Raw genomic sequence first — 24,011 nt, forward strand, 5'->3', positions numbered from 1 at the left:
GGGTCTCGCCCGGGGACGGTGCCGCCCCCGGGCGAGACGCGGTCAGGTGATCACGGCCGGGGCCGTGCCGCTGTCACCGCCCCAGACGTCCTCGTCCTCGACGAGCCAGGTGGAGCGCTCACGGTCCTGGTTGCCGTCGCCCGGCGCGCCGCCCATCGGCATGAACGGCATGCCGCCCATGCCTCCGGCGCCGGCGGCACGCGTGCCGCCGATACCGCCGACGGCGTTGAGGCCGCCGGCCCCGCCGGCGGTGCCGCCGTTGCCGACCCAGGTGCCCGGGCCGGCGGGGGTGTTCAGGCCGTTCGGACCGTTCGGGCCGAGCGAGGGGACGACCGGGCCCGTGCCGCCCCCGGTGTAGGTGGGCAGGCCGGTTCCCGGGCCGGTTCCGACCCCGGGACCCGTCGGCACCGTCGGCGCCGTGGGCATGGCGGGCGTGGTGGGCTCGAACCCGGCCACCTTGGTGGCGCGCGGGTCGTTCGGGTTCGGCACCGCCTGCTGGTCACCCGGGGAGTACGGCGCCGGCACGGTGCCGGTCCCCGGCTGCCCCGCGCCGGGGTTGCCGACCCCCGGGTAGGCGGGGTTGCCGACCCCCGGGCCGGCCGGGTTGCCGGCTCCCGGGTTGGCCGGGTGGTTCCCGCCGGGGTCGGTGACCCCGGGGTAGCCGGGCGGGTTCCCGCCGCCGGGGGAGCCGCCCCCGCCCGGGTGGCCCGGCAGGTCGGGGCTGGAGTAGCCCCCGCCCCCGCCGGGGTAACCGCCGCCGGAGTAGCCCCCGCCGTACCCGCCCCCGCCGGGCAGGCTTCCGCCGTACCCGCCGCCCCCGGGAGCTCCCCCGCCCGGGACCCCGCCGCCGGGCAGGCCACCGCCGGGGAGACCCCCGGGGTAGTTCTGTCCGGCGAGCGCGGGATCTGCCGGACCCCCCAGGAAGGGCAGGTTCTTCTCCACGGTCGCGGGAATGGTGTCGTAGAGCTCGACCAGGTTCTTGTTGAGGTTCACCAGATCCTCACGGGCGAAGTCGTTGGTCGACTTGTTGGTGAAGAGGACCTGGTTGCCGACCTTCCCGAAGGCGATGTCGTCCCCCGGGAGGAAGTCGACCCCGTCGAGGAACCCGAGCGACGGCCTCTGGGCGGCGGCCTCGATGAACGTGGGAAGGACCTCCCCGCCGTAACGGACCAGCGGTGGCCCGAGCTGGCCGCAGCGGATGGCCAGCTCGTGAACCGTACCGTGGACCAGTTGGAGGGCCTTCTGCGCCTCGATCGAGGCGTCACCGCTCCAGACCTGGGCGAGCTGAGAGGCGACGTCCCTGATCAGGGCGTGGCTCTCGCCCAGCGTGCTCGCCGCGGTCTTGTAGGTGTGACCCGCCTCCTCGATGGCCCGCGGGTTGGTGGCCTCGAGCATCGCCTTGATCTCGTCGGCGCTGTACTTGCTGTAGTGGTCGCGGCTGCCGACGGCCGGGGCGCTCTCACCGTCGAACTTGATGTGGTGGATCGCGTGGTCGTTGCCCATCGCCTCAGCTCGCCTTGTTCGTGGTGCTGGCCTGCTCGGCGTCCTGGTAGTTGTAGGCGGCGGCCCGCAGCAGCTCGATCGCGGCCCGGTACCTGACGATGGTGTCCTGGTAGACCGCGCCGATCTTCATGTGGGCCTTCTGGGTGGTGGCGGCGACCTCCTTGGCGGTGTCCCAGGTGCCGAACTGGGCCTCGGTCAGGTTGGTCATGGCCCGCATGTCCTGCAGTGCTCCCTCGTTGGAGCCCTCCAGGCGCGCGACGTCCTGTTCCAGGGCCTTGAGGAGCTGCTTGATCCGGTCGCGCCTGATCTCGACGGCAGGGCGGTTCTTGTCGAGGCCGGGCCAGGAGGGCCCGGCTCTGTCTTCGGGAGGTAACATGCCTCTCTCCCCGGTGGTGAGGGGACGCGGCACCGCCGCGACCCGATCGGTTCTCCCGGTGACGAGGGGGCCGCGACGTCGCCGTGGCCCGCTCGGTTACCCGGTGTCAGCGCCCGTCGAACATCGACACGTTGACCTTCTCGGTCTGCGCGAAGTTCTCCCGGCCGATCTCGATGACGCCACCGAGGCGCTGGAGCAACTGGGCCATCCGGCCGGACGCGGCGTCCCACTGGGCGCGTGCGGCGTAGTAGGCCGTGCGGGCGTCGCCCTCCCAGTCGCCGAGCAACCGGTCGAGGTCCCCTTCGAGCGTCTGGAGGGTCCCCTCCAGCATCTGCCACTGCCGCGCGAAGTCCGCGGCAGAGCGGTCCATCTGGCCGAAGTCGACAAGAGTGCGGTCAAAGTCGCTAGCCATGGTGATCCCCGTTTCTGAACCGTGTCAGCTGTTGATGTCGGCGGAGAGCCGGGTGGAGACGGCGGCCTGGTTCTCCTCGGCCGTCTCGTAGTTCTTCTGGATGCTCTTGAGCTTGAGGGAGAGGCCCTCCAGCTCGCGCAGGATGTTGGTCATCTCGGTGCTCCAGGCGTTGAACACGCCGTCGAACGAGGCCGCGGACTGGCCGTCCCAGCCGGCGCGCAGCTCGCCGCGGTGACCTTCGAGCTGGGTCTTGATCTGGTTGATCGTGTTCTTGGCGTCCTGCGTCTTCTGCGAGGACTCGCCGAGCCGCGAGTGGTACGCGGAGGTCTTCTGAACCACGTGGCACCTCCATGGTGCTCGATGGGCATAGGTATTTCGATCATTACAAAGTGGACCGGTGTCGCATCTCGCCTCTATAACGAACAGGCGTACCGTTGGTAACGGGGATCACCGTTGTCCCAGCGGTACCGGGGTTCTCGCCGCCGCCGGGTCGAGCGTGGGCCCCTGCGGGATCAGGTGCACGATGTGCGCGGGCAGCGGCGCGACGTCGGCGGCCGAGTAGCCGAGGCTCGGCAGCGACTCCGCGGTGGTGATCGCGTGCCGCCGTCCCTGGTCGCTGATCAGGGAGAGCGGCCCGATCGCGTCCAGCCTGCCGTTCCCGGGCAGCACACCCACCAGCGCGGCGCTGCCCGGCGGGAGCACGACCTGGTCCACCGAGTCCTGGTCGAACCGGCCGCCGGGCGGCGCGGGGATCCGCACCGTGCTCCCGACGGTCAGCCGGGCCAGCGTCGATCCACGCTCGGTGTCGGCGTAGACCGCGCACACCGGCGAGGCCGGATCGGGGGCGATGACCTTCGGCATGCTGCCGGGCAGCCCCGCCGCGTCGAGGCGGGTGGCCGAGCGCCGCATCCCGTTCGCGGTCGCCGCGTCGATCTCCACGGCGCGCACCGGGGCCCTGCCGTACGCCCGTTTGCTGGCCGGGTCCTGGAGCAGCAGGTCGGCCTGGGCGGGGGTGAGCGGGGCCAGGCCGTCGGCGAGCAGGACGTACCACTTGGCCGTCCCGCCGGACACCGCCGGCACGGTGTAGATCCGGCCCGCCGCCGAGCGCCTGCCGTCCGGGCCGCGCATCGCCCGGCCGCGGCCGGCGAGCGCGGGCGCGCGGAAGTCGGGGCCGATGGGGAGCGCGTTGAGCCAGGCCGCCGGGACCTGCCGGGGCTGCTGCTCGGTCAGCGCCCGCAGGCTCTCGGTCGGCACCCGCATCCGCCGGTCCGCCCAGAGCAGCCAGGTCTGCGAGCCCTCCTCCACCACCATCGCGCTGTCGCGCCCGATCGGCGCGCCGCCGACCCCGAAACCACCGATCAGCGAGGTGTACGGGGAACGCGCCCCGGCCGCGTCCACACCCTCGACCACGCAGGCCGACCAGGGCGCGCGGACCAGCCGGTCGCGCGGCGACAGCGACTCCGGGGCCCCGGGGATGCCGACCATGAGCCCCCGGGGGAAGCGCGCCAGGGAGGCGTTGGTGACGGTGCGCACCGTCACCCCCTGGGCGCCGCCGAGCAGCAGCCGTGCCGAGGTCACGTTGGCGACCGGGATCATCCGGTTCTGCGACGCGCTGTAGACGAAGGTGGCGCCCGACTCCTCCTCGACGATCACCGTCCCGGGCGCGGTCAGCGCGGTCGCGCCGCCCGGGCGCAGCAACCCGTAGATGCCGAACGCCGCCGTCACCAGCACCGCGACCAGCACGCCGCAGAACGTGGCCACGTTGTGCCTGCGCATCGGCGACTCGGGCACGTCGGGCTCACCCTGGAGCAGGGCCATGCCCAGGCGCTGGGTCATCAGCCTGTGCGCCTGGTAGAGATCACGACGGGTCTGCATCCCACCTCCGCCTCGCCGGATGCGCGGTCGCCGACAGCATAGAAGCGGCTGTGGCGGCCGGGGCACGGGGTGCCGATGGTGAACGCCGGTGGGCGCGGACGTTTCCGGTCGTCGGCGGACGCGTGAACAGGCCGTCGAGGCGCCCGGACGGAACGGATGGGGATGGTAGGAGATGTCCGGGAACACGTGATCACGGGAGGCCACATGACCCAGGAGAGGTACGTCACCTCGACGGCGATCGAGAGCGTTCGCACCGAGATCGAGGAGGACGTCATCCCGCGCCTCAAGGAGCTCCGCGCGATGCTGGGCGACACGACGGTCGGGTTTCCCGGCTGGGGGCTCGTCGGCGAGGCCGCGGTCGGGATCCGCTACCGGGAGGTCCAGCGCGACGTGGGAGAGAAGTTCGACGACGCCGTGGCGGTGCTGGAGTCGTGGACGGCCGCGCTGACCACCGCCCGCGCCAACTGGCGGGCCGCGGAGGACAACAGCACCGTGGTCTACCGGTGAGCCGCGGCGTACCGGCGAACCGTGACGTACCGGCGAACCGTGGTCCTCGGGCGGTCCGGAAGGGGGAGCCGGCATGGCGGTGAGACCGGGAGGCGTGCCGAGCCCGCTGACGGCGAGCAGGAGCGCCAAGGGGGTGATCACGAACTCGGGCAAGGTGCTGTCCACCCTCAAGGGCGGCGCGAGGCTGGCGCCCACCGCCTGGGCGGGCGTGGCGATCGCGGGCACCGCCGTGGCGAACGTTCCGGGCATGGCCGACGCCTACAACAACTGGGAGTCCGTCCACTCGCGCCTGGACACCGCGGTGAAGAGCTACGTGGCCGTCCTGCTCACCAAGGAGAAGGAGGGCTGGATCGCCGACGACAGGGAGGCGTTCGACGACGCCGTCCAGCGGATGCAGGAGGCGCTGGAGAGCCTGCGCGCCTACGTCAAGAACGTCGCCGGGATCGTGGACGAGATGGGGGACGCCTACCGCGCGTACTGGCTGGCCATCGCCAAGGTCGCGGCGACCCTGCTGGCCCTCGCCACGATCGCGGCCGCCATGCTGGCGACCCCCTACGCGGCGAACGCGGCGGTCAACCTGAAGATGCTGGGCACCATGGCCAGCCAGATCATCGCCGTCTCGACCGGCGCCCTGGGCAAGCTCGTCGCGGCGGCGGCCGGGAGCATGTCGATGTACTTCTCCGGCAAGGCGTGGGTCCAGTCGTTCAACCTGGAGCCCACCGGCTCGGCCGGGGTGGACTTCACCAAGGCGCGGATCGACCCCTCGCTCCTGCCGTACCGGACCCCGCCCGCCGTCGCCCCGGGCCAGGTGCCGCAACCGCCCAAGGGGGGGACGTTCGAGTGGCTGTCCCCGAGGAGAGAGAAGCCGGAGCCGTACAGGTGAGCCGTTTCGACCCCTTCGGCCCGCGCCCGGAGGACCCGCGCGCGAAGGCTCCGCACCCGGGTGCCCCGCGGCTGGAGGACCCGCGCCCGGAGGACCTCCTCCCGGGGGACCTGGACGCCGTCGTGCGGGAGAGCGAGGAGACGCTGCGGCGCCTCGGCGACGTCGTCGGCGAGCTGGGGGCCGTCACCGGTGAGGGGACCGGCGCCGGCGGCCTGGCCCGCGCGCTGGTGGACGGCGCCGGGCAGATCAGGGAGATCACCCTTGAGCCGCGCGTCATGCGGCTGGACAGCCAGGCCGTCGCCGAGGCGGTGACCGAGGCGGTCCGCGCCGCCCAGCAGGACGCCAGGCGCGCGAACGAGGAACTGATCCGCGCCGCCACCGGCGGCGAGCCGGTGGCGCTGGACATGGACGAGGCCCGCCGCCGTTTCGAGGAGATCGGCGATGACTTCGCCCGAGCCCTGGACGAGCTGAGGCGCGACTGAACCGCCCGTGCCGGACCGCCCGTGCCGGACCGCCCGTGCCGGACCGCCCGCGCGGGACCGGCCCGTGGCGGTCCGGTCAGCCGGACAGGCCCCTGATGGTCGCGTACACGTCCAGCACGCCGAGCGCGAGCGGGAGCAGGCCCAGGATCAGGCAGAACTCCACGATGTCGCCGGCGCGTCCCCAGAACGGCGAGGGCCGCCGCACCGGCAGGAACAGCGCCATCCCGCACGCCAGCGCCGCCGCGCAGACCAGGCCGATCGTCACCGCCGGTGCCGAGCCCGGCACGGTGAAGGCGACCCCCAGGGTCAGGGTCAGCAGCCCCGTCAGCCCCGAGCCGAGCAGCCAGAGCCGCTGGCCGGTCCCCTGGAAGACGCGGGCGCGCATCAGCAGGGCCAGCGAGAGCGTGACCACGGTCGCCGGGACGGTCCATCCGCTCGCGGACAGCACGGCCGGCAGCGCCCCCAGCGCCACCAGCGCGACCCCCGCGGTCAGGCCGGTGGCGAACCGCTCGGCCTCGGCCGCGCGCCGCCGTACGTCGGCGCCGTCGATGTCCTCGGTGTCGGCGCGCAGCTCCTCGGCGTTGGCCGGCAGCGCGGGCAGCGGGAGCCGCGCCAGCCGGAAGGACGTCGTCGGGATGAGCGGCGCGCAGGCCAGGATCACCGCGGCGGCCACCGCGGCGACGCCGGCCGCCGGCGCGCCGGTGAGCATCACGACCGCCGAGCAGATCGCCCCGACCACCGCGGCCAGGCCGACGCCGAAGAAGTTGGGCAGCCCCTCGGCGACGACCCAGCCGGTCACGGTGGCGATCAGCGCGGTCACCGCGAAGGCGGCCAGCAGGTTGGGCGCCCCGAACGCGCCGGGACCGGCCGGGGAGGCGGGCACGTAGGCCCCGGCGAGGAACGCGTGGGGCAGCGCGGTGTAGCCGATGACCGCCCCGGCCCGGCCGTCGCCCGCGGCCCTGGAGAGCGCGGCGCCGGCCACCATGGCCAGGACCGCGCAGACCCCGGCGAAGGCGACGACCACCCCCCAGCCGGGTCCGCTCGCCGCGAGCACGAGGACCGCGGCGACGATCGCGACCGCGGCCACGGTCAGCCCGGTGCCCCGGGTGTGCGCGGGCCGCCAGCGGCCGGTGCGCTCCTTGACGCCGGTCGCCACGGTGTCGGCGACGTCGTCGAAGACCGCCTCGGGCAACTGGGAGGACCTGGGCAGCAGGTAGAGCACCTCGCCGTCCCTGATGCCCAGCTCGTTCAGGCCGGCGGCCGGCGGCATGGGGGCCGCGCCGATCCGCTGGAGCCCCCAGCCGCCGGCCGGCGGGATCGCGTCGGCCTCGCCGGTGGCGGTGAGCAGGTCGGGCAGCAGGTGGGACAGGGGAAGGTCGGAGGGAACCGCCAGGTCGACCCGGCGACGCGGGGTGACGACGGTGATGCGGCACAGCGGGATTGCGGTCACCTGGTTCACGGGGCGCATGGTAGCCATCCCGGCGATCGTCCGATACCCGGCTCGACCGTGGTTCCGCGGCGTTCGCGGGGATTTCACCGAGAAAGGTGATCGGGTTCGCTACGGTATGCCGGGGACAAAATTAGCTTTACTCACATCGGGGGCGAAGTGGGCATAGTGGTTGTCCGGCGGCCCGAACGGCGTCCGCCGCCGCTGCCACCGCGCGGCGAGATCCTGCTGGAGTCCCCGCCGGAGATCCCGGAGACCACCTCGGCGGGGTTCACCCAGGTGCTCACCTACCTGCCGATGATCGCCGGCGCCGCCGCGATGGGCCTGATGTTCGCCGGGAACGGCGGCGGCAACCCGATCATGTACGTGGCCAGCGGCATGTTCGCGCTCTCCATGGTCGGCATGTCGATCGGCCAGATGGGCCGGGCCCAGGGAGAGCGCAAGCAGCGGCTCAACGGCCTGCGGCGCGACTACTTCCGCTACCTGTCCCAGACCCGCGCCAAGGTCCGGCGCGCGGCGGCCAGGCAACGCGAGGCGCTGGACTGGAACGGCCCCGACCCCGACGCGCTGTGGTCGATCGCGCTGAGCGCCCGCCTGTGGGAGCGCCGGCCTGCCGACGCCGACTTCGGCGCCGTCCGGGTGGGCACCGGGACCCAGCGCCTGGCGGTCCAGCTCATCCCGCCGGAGTCCAAGCCGGTCGAGGACCTGGACGCGATGTCCGCCGGGGCGCTGCGCCGCTTCGTCCGCGCCCACTCGACCGTGGCCGACCTGCCCATCGCGGTCTCCCTGCACTCCTTCGCCCGGGTCCGGCCCACCGGCCCCGAGGCGCCGGTCCGCGACATGATCAGGGCGCTCGTCGCCCAGCTCGCCGTCTTCCACTCGCCCGACGAGCTCAGGATCGCGATCTGCGCCTCACAGGAGTGGATGGCCCACTGGGAGTGGGTCAAGTGGCTGCCGCACGCCCTGCACCCGCACGAGACCGACGCCGCAGGACCCGTCCGGCTGATGACGAACGACCTGGGCGAGCTGGACCGGCTGCTGGGCGACGACTTCAAGAACCGGGCCCGGTTCAGGCCCGGCGTCTCGGCCGACGCGCTCCCGTACCACGTCGTGATCATCGACGGCGGCCACGTCCCGCAGGACTCCCCGCTGGGCGCGGACGCGATCGAGGGGGTCACGCTCGTCGACCTCGACGGGACCACGACGCCGGCCGGGGAGAAGACGACGCTGCGGCTGCGCGTCACCGCCGACTCCTTCAGCCGGGTCACCACCGACCAGGCGGGCAAGGAGGTCGTCACCCCCCTGGGCAGGCCCGACCGCTTCTCCTACCTCCAGGCCGACGGGCTGGCCAGGCGGCTGGCCCCCCTGCGCGGCTCCCCGGCCGGGACCGGGGGCGGCGACGCGCTCGCCGCCGACACCACGCTGGCCGAGCTGCTGGGGCTCGGCGACCCGGCCGCGCTGGAGCCGGCGCTGCTGTGGCGCCCCCGGGCGCCGCGCAACCGGCTGCGCGTGCCGATCGGCGTCGGCACCGACGGGCGCCCGGTCGAGCTGGACATCAAGGAGTCGGCGCAGGGCGGCATGGGCCCGCACGGCCTGGTCATCGGCGCCACCGGCTCCGGCAAGAGCGAGCTGCTGCGCACGCTGGTGCTCGGGCTGGCCGTCGCGCACTCCTCGGAGGTCCTGAACTTCGTACTCGTCGACTTCAAGGGCGGCGCGACCTTCCTGGGCATGGACTCCCTGCCGCACGTCTCGGCCGTCATCACCAACCTCGCCGACGAGCTGCCCCTGGTCGACCGCATGCACGCCGCCCTGCACGGCGAGGTGGTACGGCGCCAGGAACTGCTGCGCGCCAGCGGGAACCACGCCTCGCTGCGCGACTACGAGCAGGCCAGGGAGCAGGGCGCCGACCTGCGGCCGCTGCCCACCCTGTTCGTGGTGCTGGACGAGTTCAGCGAGCTGCTCTCGGCCCAGCCGGAGTTCATCGAGCTCTTCGTGATGATCGGCCGGCTCGGCCGGTCCCTGGGGGTGCACCTGCTGCTGGCCTCGCAGCGGCTGGAGGAGGGCAGGCTGCGCGGCCTGGACACCCACCTGTCGTACCGGATCGGCCTGCGGACCTTCTCGGCGATGGAGAGCCGGGTGGTGCTCGGCGTGACCGACGCCTACGAGCTGCCCTCGGCGCCCGGCAACGCGTTCCTGAAGTTCGACACCACCGGGATGGTCCGCTTCAAGGCCGCCTACGTCTCCGGCCCCTACACGCCCGAGCGCCGGGTGGTCCGGCGCGAGCGCGCCGAGGGACGGCAGATCGTCCCCTACGGCGCCGCCTACGTCGCGCCGCCACCGCAGGCCGAGCCCGAGCCCGAACCCGAGGCCGCCGTCTCCGGGCGCGAGTCGCTGCTCGACGTCGTCGTCCGCAGGCTGGCGGGCCAGGGGCCGCCCGCGCACCGGATCTGGCTGCCGCCGCTGGCCGAGGCGCCCTCGCTGGACGAGCTGCTCCCGCCGCTGGGCGTCACCCCCCACCACGGGCTGACGACCGCGCAGTGGCAGGGACGCGGGGGGCTGCACGCCCTGCTCGGCGTGGTGGACCGCCCGTTCGAGCAGCGGCGCGACCCGTACTGGCTGGACCTGTCCGGCGCGGCCGGGCACGTGGCCGTGGCCGGGGGGCCGCAGAGCGGCAAGAGCACCGTGCTGCGCACGCTGGTCGCCGGCCTGGCCCTCACCCACACCCCCGCCGAGGTGCAGTTCTACTGCCTGGACTTCGGCGGCGGCGGCCTGGCCGCGCTGGAGGGCCTGCCGCACGTCGGCGGGGTGGCCAACCGGCTGGACGCCGACCGGGTCCGCCGCACCGTCGCCGAGGTCACCGCGCTGCTCGCGCGGCGCGAGCGCGAGTTCGCCGAGCAGGGCGTCGACTCGATCGCGACCTACCGGCGCCGGATCGCCGAAGGGGGCGTCGAGACCGGCGGCTTCGGGGACGTGTTCCTCGTGGTCGACGGCTGGCTCACGGTCCGCCAGGAGTACGAGTCGCTGGAACCCGTCATCACCGAGCTGGCCGCCCGCGGCCTCGGCTACGGCGTGCACGTGGTCGCCGCGACCAACAAGTGGTCGGAGTTCCGCCCCTCCATCCGCGACCTGTTCGGCTCCCGCGTGGAGCTGAAGCTGGGCGACGCCTACGAGTCCGAGGTGAACCGCAGGACCGCGATGGCCGTCCCCGAGGGCACCCCCGGGCGCGGCCTGACCCGTGACGGGCTGCACTTCCTCGGGGCGCTGCCCCGCGTCGACGGCGGCTCCCGCGCCGAGGACCTGCCCGCCGCCACCCGGGCGATGGTCGAGTCGGTCGCCGCCGCCTGGCAGGGCCCGCCCGCGCCCCGCGTACGGCTGCTGCCCGCCGTGCTCGGGCCCGAGAGCCTGCCCGGTCCCGTCCGGACCGGCGCGCGCATCCCCCTGGGCATCGACGAGAGCACCCTGTCGCCGGTGCTCGCCGACTTCGACGCCGACCCGCACCTGGTCGTCATCGGCGACAACGAGAGCGGCAAGTCCAACCTGCTGCGCCTGGTGGCCGAGGGGGTCGTGGCCCGCCACGAGCCCTCGGCGGCCCGCCTCATCGTCATCGACTACCGGCGCTCGCTGCTGGACGCCGCCTACACCGAGCACCGCATCGGGTACGCGGCCTCCTCGACGGCCGCCGGCGAGTTCATCGCCGAGATCAGGGAGGCGCTGGTCAAGCGGCTCCCCCCGGCGAACCTCCCCCCGGAGGAGCTGCGCTCGCGCGGCTGGTGGAAAGGCGCGGACATCTACATCGTGGTCGACGACTACGACGTGGTCTCCTCGGGCGCCAACCCGCTCGGCCCGCTGATGGACCTGCTGCCCCAGGCCCGCGACATCGGCCTGCACCTGGTGCTGGCCCGCGCGATGGGCGGCGCCGGACGGGCCATGTTCGACCCGGTGCTCCAGCGGCTCAAGGACATGGCCACCCCGGCCGTGATGATGTCGGGCCACAAGGACGAGGGCGTCCTGTTCGGGGTGCGCCCGCACCCGCTGCCGCCGGGCCGCGCCTACTTCTCCGACCGCAGGAGCGGCGTGCGCCTCATCCAGACCGCGTTCGTGCCGCCGCCCCCGGACACGGGCAGGTGAACGGGAGATCGAACACCCGGGCGACGGCGGCCCTCGTCCGGCCCTGACCGGGTCCGGCGCCGAACCGGTCCGGCCGCGGGAGGATCCGGCCCCGGGCTCTCGCCCGGGGCCGGATCCACGTGTGCGGAACCTCGGGTCAGCTCTGGAAGGGCTCTTCCAGAAGCGCGTTCAACAGCTCGCCGGTCTGCTCGGCCGCGTCCTCGGCGGCCTCGCCCGAGGCCTTCAGGATCGCCTCGGCGAGGCTCTCGGACCCCAGGCGGAGGGCACGCGGGTCGAGGCGCAGGGCCGCCAGCTCGCCGCTGGCCAGCACCTCCACCTGGACGTGACCGTCGGCGGCCTCGCCCCTGCCCCTGGTCTCGGCGAGGCTCTGCCCGACCTCCTCCATCCGATTCGTCTGTTCCCATATGGCCGCGAGGAGCCGGTCCGCCTCGGGGTCCCCGGTCAGGGTGTACGCCTCCCCGGAGGCGGCCGGCGCGGTCTCCCGTTCGCCCGGCCTCACGTGCAGCTTCCCCAGTCGAGGCCGAAGCCGCCGCTCAGGACGCCTCCGTTGAAACGCGCGCACTTGCCCTTGACGGGAAGGACGACCGGGCCCGCGTAGTACCGGTGGTCGCGCCGGTCGGTCCGGCTCAGGCCGCCCCGGACCTCGAGCGTGGCCCAGACCTGCGAGGCGGTGCCGACGTTCGCGCTCTTGATGGTGACCACGCAGCCGTTACCGCTGGAGGCGCTGACGAGCAGGTAGGCCGTCCCGCCGTTCAGGGGCGTCGAGCCCTGCCTGGTGAAGCCCGGACCGCAGACCTTCTCCGGGCTGAACGGGTTGGTCCCCGCCGCCGGAGGTCCCGCCGGCCCGGTGGCGGCCGGGGAGGTCGGCCGTGCCGTCGGTGCCACCGTGGGCCTCGCGGTCCACGAGGGGGTGGCGACCGGCTTGGCCGGCTGCGACGGCTTGAAGGTCGGGGCGGGCCTGGACGGCGTGGCCGGCCGCGAGGGCCTGGCGGGCTGCGACGGCCTCGCGGACTGCGAGGGCCGGGGAGCGGGCCGGGTGAAGGTCGGCCTGACGGGCGCCGGCCTGGTGACCGTCGGTGTGGCGGCCGTCGGCCGCGCCCCCGGGGGAACCGTCGGCGGGAGGGTGGGCGCCGGGGTGGGGGTCCCCTGACCCGTGCCCGGGGCGGGGGCCGGGGTGGGCGCGGGAGGGCCGCTCTGCCCCGGGGTGGGCGTGGGGGTCGGCACCGGTGTCGGCGGACCGGTCGGCGGCCCCTCCGGCTCGACGGGCACCGTCGGGGTCGGGGTCGTCTGGACCGCCGCCGTGGGCGACGCCTCGGCGGTGGGTGTCGCCTGCCCGGTCGCGGGACCGGTCGGCTCCGCGGGAACGGTCGGTACGGCGGGTGCCGTCGGAGGCGCGACCATCGGCCCGGTCGGCACGGCGACCGGAGGATCGGTGTAGGAGCCGATGGTCGGGACCGGAGGCACGGTGGGGGCGTCACTGGGCAGTTGCAGCGGCCCGACCTCCGCGGCACCGGGCTCGGGTGTCGTGCCCCACGGCACGGTCACCTTGCCCACCGGGGCGTCCCCGGTGTTCCGGCCGGGATCGGAGGCCGGCTGCGGCTCCTGCCGCGAGCCGTCCGCCAGCCCGAGGGCGACCTCCGGGACGGCCCCGTCGGCGGAGGCCCGCTCCAGCTCGTCCAGGGCGGTGTACCGTCCGGCGGCCCACAGTCCGAGCCCGGAGAGCAGGACGATCGCGCCGATGCAGGCGGCCAGTGCCATGGAGAGGCCGCCCGTCCTCGTCCTGGCGGCCTGCGGGGGCGCCTCGGCCGGGACGCCGGGGACGTCGGGGGCGGCGGGGACGTCGGGGGTGGCGGACGCGCTCTGGGGAAGCTGCGGAGCTCCCCAGACCGACGTCGCCGGTCCCGCCGGACGTTGCGCGGCCGTGTCGGGCGTCGCCGTACCGGCCGGAAGGTCCTCCCCGTGCGCGGTCCCCGTGAGGTCCGCGCCGACCTGCCGTCCGGACCCGGGGGCGGCCGGTGTCCCGATGCCCGGGACCGTCCCCGCTCCGGAGCCGTTCCCCGTGCCCGGTTCCATGTGGGCCGCCGTGCCCGCCGTGCCCGCCGTCGTGCCGGCTCCGGCGTCCGCGCCGGGGCCGGGGACGGTGCCGACGGTGCCGACGGTGCCCGCGAAGGGTCCGGGGCTCGGGTGGCCGGCGGTGTCGTCGGCGGTGACGGGCGCCGGCGCGACCGGTGCCCCCGCCTCGCGCTCGCCGAGGAGGCGCTGCATGGCCGTCCCGGTGTCCGGCCGCTCGCCGGGCCGTTCGGCCAGGCAGGAGGCGAGGACGGGCCGGAGCTCCGCGGGCAGGCCGCTCAGGTCCGCCTCACCGTGCTCGGGCCGTCCGCCGAACGGCGGCCGCCCGGTCGCCGCGTGGACGACGGTGGCCGCCCAGGCGAACAGGTCGGCGGGCCGGTCCGCCTCCGCGGCGGCGGACGGTGCCGTGGCCGGTGCCGTGGCCGTGGCGCCGAGGGGGTCGGTGCGCGGCCGCTCGGGGGCCAGGTAGTCCGGCTCCCACCCGCCGGTCGCGGGGACGAGCCCGATGTCGAAGACCCGCGGGCCGTCCGGGCCGAGGATCACGGTGTCGGGGGTGAGCGCCCGGTGGGCGAGACCCGACAGGTGCAGGGCGGTCAGCGCGGTGAGCGTGCCGGTCGCGAACCGCTCCAGCGCCTCTCCGGTGAGCGGCCCGTTCTCCGCGACCGCCTGCCGCAGGGTGGGGCCCTCGACGTGCTCGCGGACCACGTACGGGGAGTCGTCGAACCAGCCGACCTCCAGCAGCCTGGCGGCGTGCGCCCCCGAGGCCCGCTTGGCCGCGTTCAGCGCGGTCGTGATCCGCTCCCGTGCCTGCGAGTCGGCGTCCGGACGGGGAGCGAGGAGGCGGATGACGCGGACGGTCTCGTCGTCGAGAAGATGTCCCAGGTAGACGGTGTGGTCCGGGTCCGGGTCGAGCCGGCCGACCAGGACGTGCACCCCGATACGCTTAGGATCTTCGGCCAGTAATGGGTACAAATACCCCATTGCATTCCTTCCAGCACAACTGTCAATAAGGCCGCTTAAAGCTAATCGTGTCCCATCCAACCAAACCGGGCGGGGTGCAGCGGGTTTTTAATACGTTTGTCATGTTTGATTCCCTGGTATGCCGGGTCGCCACCCCCGGCGGCGGCCCATCGGCACGGCGATGCCCGCCACGGTGACCAGGACGCCGGCGGCGAGCGCGCCCAGCGCGACCCAGAGCGCGCGCGAGACGGCGACGGCGTCCCGCGCGGGCGCGGGCCGTACCGCGTCCGGCGGCAGCGGGGCCGCCTCGCGCGGCGCGAGCGCCACCTGCTCGGACGGCAGGATCGCCGACACCGCCAGCAGCGGGTTGACCATCCCCGCGCCGGTGCCCGCCCCGGTACCGCCGTCCGCGGTCAGCTCGATGCGCCGCCGGATCCGTACGTTGTCCAGCTTCGGGTGGCGGGCGCGGACCAGCGCGGCCACCCCGGCCACGTACGGGGCGGCGAAACTGGTGCCCTCCAGGTCCTCCCGATAGGTCCGCCCGACCCAGGTGCTCGTGACGTCCCGGCCGGGGGCCAGGACGGAGACCGGGGTGATCGCGTTCGAGGAGTCCGCCCTCGCGCCGTCGGGGCCGGCCGCCCCCACCGAGATGACCCCCTCGTAGGCGGCCGGGTAGGCGGGTGCCGGGGTGCCGTCCTCCTTCTGCACGTTGCCGGCCGCGGCCACCACGACGGCGTCCATGGCCAGGGCGTAGGCGACCGCGTCGCGCAGGTCGGCCTGGTCGCTCGCCTGCACCGACACGTTGATCACGTCGGCGCCGAGCTCCGCGGCCCGCACGATGGCCGCGGCCAGCCTGCCCACGTCCCCGGTGCCGTCGGAGGTCTGCTTGACGGAGATCAGCCGTGCCCGTGGCGCGACCCCGGTGAAGGGCACCCCCTTCATCTCGGCGGCCGCGATGACGCCCGCCACCGCCGTGCCGTGACCGAGGCAGTCGCGGGTGCCGGTGCCGGTCAGGTCGATCGAGCGGGTCCCGGTGAGCTGTGGATGCCGGGTCTCCACCCCGCTGTCGACGACCGCGACGGTGACACCGGCCCCCTTGGTCAGCTCCCACACCTCGGAGAGGCTGAGACGGCGCTGGGCCCAGGACTCGGAGATGCTGGTCGTGCCGCGCCTGGGAGTGCATCTCTCGGGCGCGGAGCCCGCCGCGGTTCCCGCCGTCGCCGTCGCCGTCGCCGTCGCCGTGGTCGTCGTCGTCGCCGTGGTCGTCGCCGTGGCGCCCGCCCCCGCCGTCGCGACGGCCGGGGGCGCCGCGACCGCCGCCAGCACCAGCACCGTGACGAGCATCCGACCGATCATGAAACGCCCCCAGAACGAGCCACGCGAAACGCCCCCGAACGAAACGGCCCCCGAGCACCCCGGGATCCGGCCCCGGCCGGGACGCCCCGGAACGCACGACCCCAGAAAAGGTGAATACCGGGCAGCACCCTACTCAGCCCGGTGCCCTCCGTCGCGGCGTGGCGGGATTTCCCGTGCCGGGCACGTGATCCGGCGGCAATAGGCTGCGTGGGCGGGTGAGCCTGGCAGGCGCCGGCGGAGCCCGCCCATGTCCAGACGCGAGACCAGGAGCAGTTGTGAGCCAGTACCCATGGGGTGAGGCGACCGCGACCGGCATCGGTTCGCATCCGGGAGAGGACCACGCCGAGGCGGTCAGGGTCGTCTTCGGCGAGTCGCCCGCGCTGCCGTACCTGCCCGAGCTGCCCGCCCGCGGCGTGGGCGCCGACATGATCGGGCGCACCGCGTCACTCCTGCTGGAGATGCCGGTGGAGGTCCAGCCGTCGGGCTGGCGGTTCGCCGACCGGCCGGGGCGCGACGCCAAGCGCGCCCGCGACCACCTGATCCGCGACCTCGACGGGCTGGAGGAGGTCGTCCAGGGGTACGAGGGGCCCTTCAAGATCCAGGCGTGCGGGCCGTGGACGCTGGCCGGCGCGATCGAGCTGCGGTACGGCGACAAGACCCTCGCCGACCCCGGGGCCGTGCGCGACCTGGTCGCGTCCCTGGCCGAGGGGCTCGCCGCGCACGTCGCCGAGGTGCGCCGCCGGGTGCCCGGCGCGTCGGAGATCGTGCTCCAGATCGACGAGCCGGGACTGCCCGGCGTGCTGGCGGGCACCGTCCCGACCGCCTCGGGCTTCGGCCGGCTGGCGGCCGTCGACCGCCAGATCGTCGCCGACCGGCTGCGGGCGGTGTTCCCGCCGGACGTGTTCACGGTGGTGCACTGCTGCGCCCCGCGCGTGCCCTTCGGCGTGCTGCGCGCGGCGGGCGTCCAGGGCGTGTCGCTCGACGCCCGCCTGCTGAGCAGGCGTGAGGAGGACGCGGTCGGCGAGACCGTCGAGGCGGGTACGGCCCTGTTCCTCGGCGTCGTGCCGGGCGTGGACTCCCCGATCGCCGGCGCCGGCGCGGTGGCCGCGCCCGCGAAGGACCTGTGGCGCCGTCTCGGCTTTCCCTCCGCCACCCTGGCGTCGCAGGTCGTGCTCACCCCCTCCTGCGGGCTGGCCGGCGCCTCGCCCGCCTACGCCAGGGCCGCCCTGGCCGCCTGCCGCGGGGCCGCCCGGGTGCTGCGCGACGACCCGGGCGAGTGAGCCGGGCCGGTTGTCGGTGTCCGGCGATAACGTTTGCCCTGGACGACGACGAGGGGAGGGCCCGGCGATGGGCGCTGAGGTCGAGGGTGTGCCGGTGACGGCGCTGGAGCGGCACGCGGAGCTGGCCGAGCTGGCCGAGGAGGCCAACTGGCGCTACCACGTGCTCGACGCGCCCACCGTGAGCGACGCCCAGTACGACCTGTGGATGCGCGAGCTGCGTGCCCTGGAGGAGGAGCACCCCACGCTGCGCACGCCCGACTCGCCCACCCAGAAGGTCGGCGCGCCGATCTCCACCGACTTCACCCCGGTCGAGCACCTGCAGCGGATGGAGAGCCTCGACAACGCCTTCGACGCCGAGGACCTCGCCTCCTGGCGGGCCAGGGCCGAGCGGCTGGCCGAGCGCGACCCCGCTCCGTTCCTGTGCGAGGTGAAGATCGACGGCCTGGCGATCGCGCTGGTCTACCGCGAGGGCCGCCTGATCAGGGGGGCGACCAGGGGCGACGGCAGGGTCGGGGACGACGTGACGGCCAACGTCCGCACGATCGCCGACATCCCGCAGCGCCTGACCGGCGAGGACGTGCCCGACCTGATGGAGGTCAGGGGCGAGGTCTACATGCCGGTCGAGGAGTTCGCGAGGCTCAACGAGCACCTGGTCGAGGCCGGGAAGGCGCCGTTCGCCAACCCGCGCAACTCGGCGGCCGGCTCGCTCCGGCAGAAGGACCCGCGCATCACCGCGCAGCGCCCGCTGCGCATGATCGTTCACGGGGTCGGCACGTGGAAGGGCGCGCCCCTGCCCGGCTCCCAGTCGGAGATCTACCGGCGCCTCGCCGAGTTCGGCCTGCCGGTCAGCGACCTCTACCGGGTCGTCGACGACCTCGGCGGCATCGAGGAGTTCATCGAGTTCTACCGCGAGCACCGGCACGACCCGGCCTACGAGATCGACGGGGTCGTGGTCAAGGTCGACCGCGTCGAGCTCCAGCGCAACCTGGGGTCCACCAGCCGGGCGCCGCGCTGGGCGATCGCCTACAAGTACCCGCCGGAGGAGGTCAACACGAAACTCCTCGACATCCAGGTCGGGGTGGGCCGCACCGGCCGGATCACGCCGTACGGGGTGATGGAGCCGATCGTGGTGGCCGGGTCCAGGGTCGAGCGGGCCACCCTGCACAACGGCTCGGAGGTCGCGCGCAAGGGGGTGCTGATCGGCGACACCGTGGTGCTGCGCAAGGCCGGCGACGTCATCCCCGAGATCACCGGCCCGGTGATCGGCCTGCGCGACGGCACCGAGCGGGCGTTCACGATGCCGGAACGCTGCCCCGAGTGCGGCACCGCCCTGGCCTACGAGAAGGAGGGCGACGCCGACCTGCGCTGCCCCAACACCAGGGCGTGCCCGGCCCAGCTCCGCGAGCGCATCTTCTTCGCCGCCGGGCGCAAGGCCCTCGACATCGAGGGGCTGGGCTACGTCGCGGCCACCGCGCTGACCCAGCCGCTGCCGCCGCAGCAGCCGCCGGTCCGCACCGAGGCCGACCTGTTCGACCTGACGATCGAGCGGCTCCTGCCGATCAGGTCGGTGGTCCGCGACCCCGACAACGGCCTGCCCAAAACCGACCCGGACACCGGCGAGCAGAAGGTCGTCACCTTCTTCGCCAACCAGAACGGCGAGCCCAGCAGGAACGCCGAGAAGATGCTCCAGGAGCTGGAGAGGGCCAAGGACCGGCCGGTCTGGCGGGTGCTCGTCGCGCTCTCCATCCGCCACGTCGGCCCCCCGACCGCACAGGCGATCGCCGCGGAGTTCCGCTCGATCCCGGCGATCGCGGCGGCCTCCGAGGAGGAGCTCGCGGCCGTCGAGGGCGTCGGTCCCCGGGTGGCCGCGGCGATCCGCGACTGGTTCGAGGTCGACTGGCACCGGGAGATCATCGACCGGTGGGCGGCCGCCGGGGTCCGGATGGTCGACGACCCGCCGGCCGAGCAGCTCCCGCAGACCCTGGCCGGGCTCACCTTCGTGGTGACCGGCACGCTCGCCGCCTACACCCGGGACGAGGCCGGCGAGGCCCTGACCTCGCGCGGGGGCAAGGTCGCGTCCTCGGTGTCGAAGAAGACCTCCTTCGTGGTGGCCGGGGAGAACGCGGGCTCCAAGCTCGACAAGGCCACCAGGCTCGGCGTGCCCGTCCTGGACGAGGACGGCCTCGCGGTGCTCCTGGCCGAGGGGCCCGAGGCGGCGGCCGCGGTGACCCTGAAGCCCGAGGAGTGACCGGGGCGGCGTCCACGACGCGGGAGGGCGGTTCACGGCGGGCCGGACGCCCCCGGGGCCCGAGGGACGCCCCGGGCTCCGGGGGCGAGTGATGAAAACGTGCGAATCTCCGTGACGCAACGTGCGCAATCGGTTTCGCGAAGTGGCCTGTAGGCCGTACTCTCCCATAGTGAACTAATGGGGGTTTTGTTACTCATGGCCGACCCAACCGATACCCGCGACACCGGACCGCGACCGGGAACGCCCCTGTGGGGCTATCTGGCGGTCGTCATCACGATCGGGTTCACCGTGCTCGTCGTGTCCCAGCTGCGCCTGGACGCGGCCGGGGCGGCGTCGCTGGTCCGCAGCCCGATGTTCTGGATGCTCGCGGTCCTGATCGTGCTGGGTGAACTGCGCCCGGTGGTGCTGTCGTCGTCGATGACGGTGGGCGGCACCTACCCGTCGACGATGTTCACCTTCGCCGCCCTGCTCCACTACGGGCTCCCGGTCGCCGCGCTGCTCCAGGCGGTGGCCATCGTGGTCAACGGGGTGGTGACCCGCAAGGCGTGTCACCGGGTCATGTTCAACATCGCCCAGGTGACGATGGCCTGCGGCGCGGCCGAGCTGGTGCTCGGGCTCCTGGGGGACCTGCCCGTCATCGGCGGCTCGGGGGTGCCCGACGGGTCGGACCTGCTGGCGATCGGGCTGGCCGGGCTCGGCTACTTCACGGTGCGGGCGCTGCTCGTCTCCGGCGCGGTGGCCCTGCACGAGCGCCGGTCGATCCACCGGGTGATCAGGACCACCATCGGCCACCAGAGCCTGGTGTACGCCGGGATGCTCGGCCTGGCGCCCCTGGTGGTGGTCGTGATGAACCACTCGCCGGCCCTGGTGCCGCTGTTCCTGGCCCCGATGGTGGCGGTCTACTTCACGGCGACGATGTCGGTGCGCCGCGACCACCAGGCGATGCACGACGGGCTGACCGGGCTGCCCAACCGCAAGATGCTCGTGCTCAGCACCGAGGAGGCGCTGGCCGAGGCCCGGGACGGCGAACGGGTCGGCCTGTTCCTGCTCGACCTCGACCGGTTCAAGGAGATCAACGACACGCTCGGGCACCCGGTCGGCGACCGGCTCCTGCAGACGGTCGCGCACCGGCTCACCCACAGCGTCCGTCCCGGCGACGTGGTGGCCCGGCTGGGCGGCGACGAGTTCGCCGTCCTGCTGCCCTCGATCAGGGACGCGGCGGCGGCCAGGGAGGTGGCGGCCCGCCTGCGGGTGGCGATCACCGAGCCGGTCCGGCTGGAGGGCATGAGCTTCGACCTGGACGCCTCGTTCGGCATCGCCATCTACCCCGACCACGCCCCGGACTTCGAGATGCTGCTGCAGCGCTCGGACGTGGCGATGTACCTGGCCAAGGAGGGCCGGACCGGGGTCGAGATCTACGCCGCCGACAAGGACCGCAACAGCCCCGAGCGGCTCACCCTCCTCGGTGACCTGCGCAGGGCCATCGACCGCTCCGAGCTGCGGCTGCACTACCAGCCCAAGCTCGACCTGGCCGGGGGGCAGGTGCGGGGCGTGGAGGCGCTGGTGCGCTGGCGCCACCCCGAGCGGGGCATGATCCCCCCGGACGAGTTCGTGCCGATGGCCGAGCAGTCGTACCTGATGCGGCACCTCACCGGGTACGTCATCGACGCCGCGCTGGAGCAGGCCGCGCACTGGTGGCACACCGGGCTGCACGAGCAGATCTCGGTCAACGTCTCGGCTCGCGACCTGCTCGACTCGGCCCTGTCCGACCAGCTCGGGGCGGGGCTGGCCCGCTACCGGCTGCCGCCCAAGGCGATCCAGCTCGAGGTCACCGAACGCATCCTGATGACCGACCAGGCCTACACCGCCGAGGCCGTCGGCGCCCTTGCCTCGCTGGGGGTCCCGCTCGCGCTGGACGACTTCGGCACCGGCTACTCCTCGCTGGTGCGCCTGCAGCGCCTGCCGGTCGCCGAAGTCAAGATCGACTCCTCGTTCGTCCGCCGCATCGCCGAGTCCAAGGACGACGAGCGGATCGTCCGCTCCATCGTCGACCTGGTCCGCTCCCTGGGGCTGCGCTCGGTCGCCGAGGGCGTCGAGTCGGACGAGGTGGCCAGGCGGCTGAAGGCCATGGGGTGCGACCTCGGTCAGGGCTGGCTGTTCGCCGAGCCCATGTCGGCGGCCGAGGCGACCGTGTGGCTGCGCAAGCACCGCGCGCTCCCCACGCACGACCTCACGCTGCTGCGCCGCCGGGGGGTCCTCGACACGCAGCGGGCCTGAGAGGCGGCGGGCCCGGGACGCCGGGGACGTGGGACGCGGCGGCCCGGGTGACCCAAAGGCCCGTGGGCCCGACGGCCCGCCGGACGAGCCCTGTGGGCGGCGGCCCGGTGGGCGGCGGCCCTGTGGGCGGCGGCCCGGTGGGCGGCGCGGCCTCACCGGGTCCGCTACGGCCCCGTGAGGGCCGTGCGGGGACACCCGAGGAGATCATGATGTGACCGCGGAGGGGTCAATGAGTCGGGAGCCTCAGGTCGCGAGCCATAGGATGACAGTGTCCAATTGACATTTCAGGAAACGGGTTCAACGACTCATGTCCGCCATAACCCGCGACGAGGTCGCTCATCTCGCCCGGCTCTCCCGGCTGGCGCTGGCCGACGAGGAGCTCGACCACTTCGCCGCCCAGCTCGATGTGATCATCGGTGCGGTCGCCCGCGTCGCCGAGGTGGCGGCCGACGACATCCCGCCGTCCTCGCACGCGCTCCCGCTCACCAACGTCTTCCGTCCCGACGAGGTCCGGCCCGGCCTGACCCCCGAGGCGGCGCTCGCCGGCGCCCCCGCCGTCGAGGACGGCCGCTTCCGCGTGCCGCGCATCCTCGGGGAGGAAGCATGAGCCTCATCCGCAAGACCGCCGCCGATCTCGGCGCGCTGATCGCGAGCGGCGAGGTCTCCGCCGTCGAGGTCGCCCAGGCCCACCTCGACCGGATGGCCGCGGTCGAGCCGAAGGTCAACGCCTTCCTGCACATCGACGCCGAGACCACCCTGGGGCAGGCGCGGGCCGTCGACGCCCGCCGCGCGGCCGGCGAGGAGCTCGGCCCGCTGGCCGGCGTGCCGATCGCGCACAAGGACGTCTTCGCCACCTCCGACATGCCGACCACGGCCGGGTCGAGGATCCTCGAGGGCTGGCGGCCGCCGTACGACGCGACCGTGACCGGGCGCCTGCGCCGGGCCGGCCTGGTGATCCTCGGCAAGACCAACCTGGACGAGTTCGCGATGGGCTCCTCCACCGAGAACTCCGCCTACGGGACCACCCACAACCCGTGGGACCTCTCGCGCATCCCCGGCGGCTCCTCGGGCGGCTCCTCGGCCGCGGTCGCCGCGTACGAGGCCCCGCTGTCCACCGGCACCGACACCGGCGGCTCGATCCGCCAGCCCGCCGCCGTCACCGGCATCGTGGGCATGAAGCCGACCTACGGCGGCTCGTCCCGCTACGGGCTGATCGCCTTCGCCAGCTCGCTGGACACCCCCGGCCCCTTCGCCCGCACCGTGCTGGACGCCGCCCTGCTGCACGAGGCGTTCTCCGGCCACGACGTCATGGACTCCACCTCCGTCGACGCCCCGGTGCCCTCGGTGGTCGAGGCGGCGCGCAACGGCGACGTGGCGGGCCTGCGCGTCGGCGTGGTCAGGGAGTTCGGCGGCCAGAACGCCGAGGGCTACCAGCCGGGCGTGCTGGCCCGCTTCCACGAGACCGTGGAGCTGCTGGAGTCGCTGGGCGCCAAGGTCGTCGAGGTCTCCTGCCCGTCGTTCACCACCGCCCTGCCGGCCTACTACCTGATCGCCCCCTCGGAGTGCTCGTCCAACCTGGCGCGCTTCGACGCCATGCGCTACGGCCTGCGCGTCGGCGACGACGGCACGCGCAGCGCCGAGGAGGTCATGGCCCTGACCCGGGCCCAGGGCTTCGGCCCCGAGGTCAAGCGCCGGATCATCCTGGGCACGTACGCGCTCTCCAGCGGGTACTACGACGCCTACTACGGTCAGGCGCAGAAGGTGCGCACGCTCATCGCGCGCGACTTCGAGGCCGCCTTCCAGCAGGTGGACGTGCTCGTCTCGCCGACCACCCCGACCACGGCGTTCCCGATCGGCGAGCGCGCCGACGACCCGATGGCCATGTACCTGGCCGACCTGTGCACGATCCCGTCGAACCTGGCGGGCAACGCGGCCATCTCGGTGCCGTGCGGCCTGGCCGACGAGGACGGCCTGCCGGTCGGCCTGCAGATCATGGCCCCGGTGCTCGGCGACGACCGCTGCTACCGGGTCGGCGCCGCGGTCGAGCGGGCCCTGCACGGCCGCTGGGGCGGCGACCTGCTGTCCCGGGCCCCGGAGCTTTAGGGCCCTCCGGGACGAGGGGATCCACAGGGCTCGGGCCCCGGGCCGCCCGGACATCGGGCCGCCCGGACATCGGGAGGCCGGGGCGCCGGGAGGCCGGGGCGCCC

The 24,011-nt window shown here is 74.1% G+C and carries 18 protein-coding genes; 9 read left to right on the forward strand and 9 right to left on the reverse strand.

Annotation, left to right across the window (positions count from 1 at the left end):
* Positions 1 to 42: 42 nt before the first annotated feature.
* The 5 genes from AB0G16_RS06895 to eccB form a co-directional block, all read right to left on the reverse strand.
* Positions 43 to 1,503: a hypothetical protein gene (locus AB0G16_RS06895; protein WP_362799820.1), complete on the reverse strand. Its 1,461-nt coding sequence runs from the start codon at positions 1,501 to 1,503 to the stop codon at positions 43 to 45.
* Positions 1,504 to 1,507: 4 nt separating this feature from the next.
* On the reverse strand, positions 1,508 to 1,879 hold the full coding sequence (locus AB0G16_RS06900) for a hypothetical protein (protein ID WP_362799823.1): 372 nt from the start codon (positions 1,877 to 1,879) through the stop codon (positions 1,508 to 1,510).
* Positions 1,880 to 1,985: 106 nt separating this feature from the next.
* Positions 1,986 to 2,291, reverse strand: coding sequence for a WXG100 family type VII secretion target (locus AB0G16_RS06905; protein WP_362799826.1), 306 nt, complete (start codon positions 2,289 to 2,291; stop codon positions 1,986 to 1,988).
* Positions 2,292 to 2,315: 24 nt separating this feature from the next.
* On the reverse strand, positions 2,316 to 2,630 hold the full coding sequence (locus AB0G16_RS06910) for a WXG100 family type VII secretion target (protein WP_362799829.1): 315 nt from the start codon (positions 2,628 to 2,630) through the stop codon (positions 2,316 to 2,318).
* 108 nt (positions 2,631 to 2,738) lie between these two features.
* On the reverse strand, positions 2,739 to 4,166 hold the full coding sequence (gene eccB / locus AB0G16_RS06915; RefSeq protein WP_362799832.1) for a type VII secretion protein EccB: 1,428 nt from the start codon (positions 4,164 to 4,166) through the stop codon (positions 2,739 to 2,741).
* A 204-nt stretch (positions 4,167 to 4,370) separates the two neighbouring features.
* Between eccB and AB0G16_RS06920 the strand changes: the two genes are divergently transcribed.
* The 3 genes from AB0G16_RS06920 to AB0G16_RS06930 all read left to right on the forward strand — a co-directional run bounded on the left by AB0G16_RS06920 (position 4,371) and on the right by AB0G16_RS06930 (position 6,038).
* Positions 4,371 to 4,673, forward strand: coding sequence for a hypothetical protein (locus AB0G16_RS06920; RefSeq protein WP_362799835.1), 303 nt, complete (start codon positions 4,371 to 4,373; stop codon positions 4,671 to 4,673).
* 73 nt (positions 4,674 to 4,746) lie between these two features.
* Positions 4,747 to 5,556, forward strand: coding sequence for a hypothetical protein (locus tag AB0G16_RS06925; RefSeq protein WP_362799838.1), 810 nt, complete (start codon positions 4,747 to 4,749; stop codon positions 5,554 to 5,556).
* Positions 5,553 to 6,038, forward strand: coding sequence for a YbaB/EbfC family nucleoid-associated protein (locus AB0G16_RS06930; RefSeq protein WP_362799841.1), 486 nt, complete (start codon positions 5,553 to 5,555; stop codon positions 6,036 to 6,038). The genes AB0G16_RS06925 and AB0G16_RS06930 overlap by 4 nt, the downstream gene beginning before the upstream one ends.
* A 76-nt stretch (positions 6,039 to 6,114) precedes the next feature.
* Here the strand turns inward: AB0G16_RS06930 and eccD are convergent, their stop codons facing one another.
* Positions 6,115 to 7,497 carry a type VII secretion integral membrane protein EccD gene (eccD, locus tag AB0G16_RS06935; RefSeq protein ID WP_362799844.1) on the reverse strand — a complete coding sequence of 461 codons (1,383 nt, stop codon included), beginning with the start codon at positions 7,495 to 7,497 and terminating at the stop codon, positions 6,115 to 6,117.
* Between the two features lie 147 nt (positions 7,498 to 7,644).
* Between eccD and eccCa the strand changes: the two genes are divergently transcribed.
* A complete protein-coding gene (gene eccCa / locus AB0G16_RS06940; protein WP_362799847.1) occupies positions 7,645 to 11,613 on the forward strand; it encodes a type VII secretion protein EccCa in 3,969 nt (1,322 codons plus the stop codon).
* A 136-nt stretch (positions 11,614 to 11,749) separates the two neighbouring features.
* Here eccCa and AB0G16_RS06945 read toward each other — a convergent pair whose 3' ends face one another.
* The 3 genes from AB0G16_RS06945 to AB0G16_RS06955 form a co-directional block, all read right to left on the reverse strand.
* A complete protein-coding gene (locus AB0G16_RS06945) occupies positions 11,750 to 12,112 on the reverse strand; it encodes a YbaB/EbfC family nucleoid-associated protein (protein ID WP_362799850.1) in 363 nt (120 codons plus the stop codon).
* Positions 12,109 to 14,616 carry a serine/threonine protein kinase gene (locus AB0G16_RS06950; RefSeq protein ID WP_362799852.1) on the reverse strand — a complete coding sequence of 836 codons (2,508 nt, stop codon included), beginning with the start codon at positions 14,614 to 14,616 and terminating at the stop codon, positions 12,109 to 12,111. Before AB0G16_RS06950 ends, AB0G16_RS06945 begins: the two co-directional genes overlap by 4 nt.
* A gap of 147 nt (positions 14,617 to 14,763) precedes the next feature.
* Positions 14,764 to 15,987, reverse strand: coding sequence for a S8 family serine peptidase (locus AB0G16_RS06955; RefSeq protein WP_362799855.1), 1,224 nt, complete (start codon positions 15,985 to 15,987; stop codon positions 14,764 to 14,766).
* Positions 15,988 to 16,274: 287 nt separating this feature from the next.
* Between AB0G16_RS06955 and AB0G16_RS06960 the strand changes: the two genes are divergently transcribed.
* The 5 genes from AB0G16_RS06960 to gatA all read left to right on the forward strand — a co-directional run bounded on the left by AB0G16_RS06960 (position 16,275) and on the right by gatA (position 23,907).
* Positions 16,275 to 17,279, forward strand: a complete 1,005-nt coding sequence (locus AB0G16_RS06960; protein WP_362799858.1) for a methionine synthase — start codon at positions 16,275 to 16,277, stop codon at positions 17,277 to 17,279.
* Positions 17,280 to 17,346: 67 nt separating this feature from the next.
* Positions 17,347 to 19,527 carry an NAD-dependent DNA ligase LigA gene (gene ligA, locus AB0G16_RS06965; protein WP_362799861.1) on the forward strand — a complete coding sequence of 727 codons (2,181 nt, stop codon included), beginning with the start codon at positions 17,347 to 17,349 and terminating at the stop codon, positions 19,525 to 19,527.
* A 195-nt stretch (positions 19,528 to 19,722) separates the two neighbouring features.
* Positions 19,723 to 21,804: an EAL domain-containing protein gene (locus AB0G16_RS06970; RefSeq protein ID WP_362799864.1), complete on the forward strand. Its 2,082-nt coding sequence runs from the start codon at positions 19,723 to 19,725 to the stop codon at positions 21,802 to 21,804.
* Between the two features lie 307 nt (positions 21,805 to 22,111).
* Positions 22,112 to 22,411: an Asp-tRNA(Asn)/Glu-tRNA(Gln) amidotransferase subunit GatC gene (gatC, locus tag AB0G16_RS06975; RefSeq protein ID WP_362799866.1), complete on the forward strand. Its 300-nt coding sequence runs from the start codon at positions 22,112 to 22,114 to the stop codon at positions 22,409 to 22,411.
* Complete coding sequence (gene gatA / locus AB0G16_RS06980) at positions 22,408 to 23,907, forward strand: Asp-tRNA(Asn)/Glu-tRNA(Gln) amidotransferase subunit GatA (protein ID WP_362799869.1); 1,500 nt, start codon at positions 22,408 to 22,410, stop codon at positions 23,905 to 23,907. Before gatC ends, gatA begins: the two co-directional genes overlap by 4 nt.
* Positions 23,908 to 24,011 lie beyond the last annotated feature (104 nt).

The organism is Streptosporangium sp. NPDC023615, from assembly GCF_040640155.1.
GTDB lineage: Bacteria > Actinomycetota > Actinomycetes > Streptosporangiales > Streptosporangiaceae > Streptosporangium.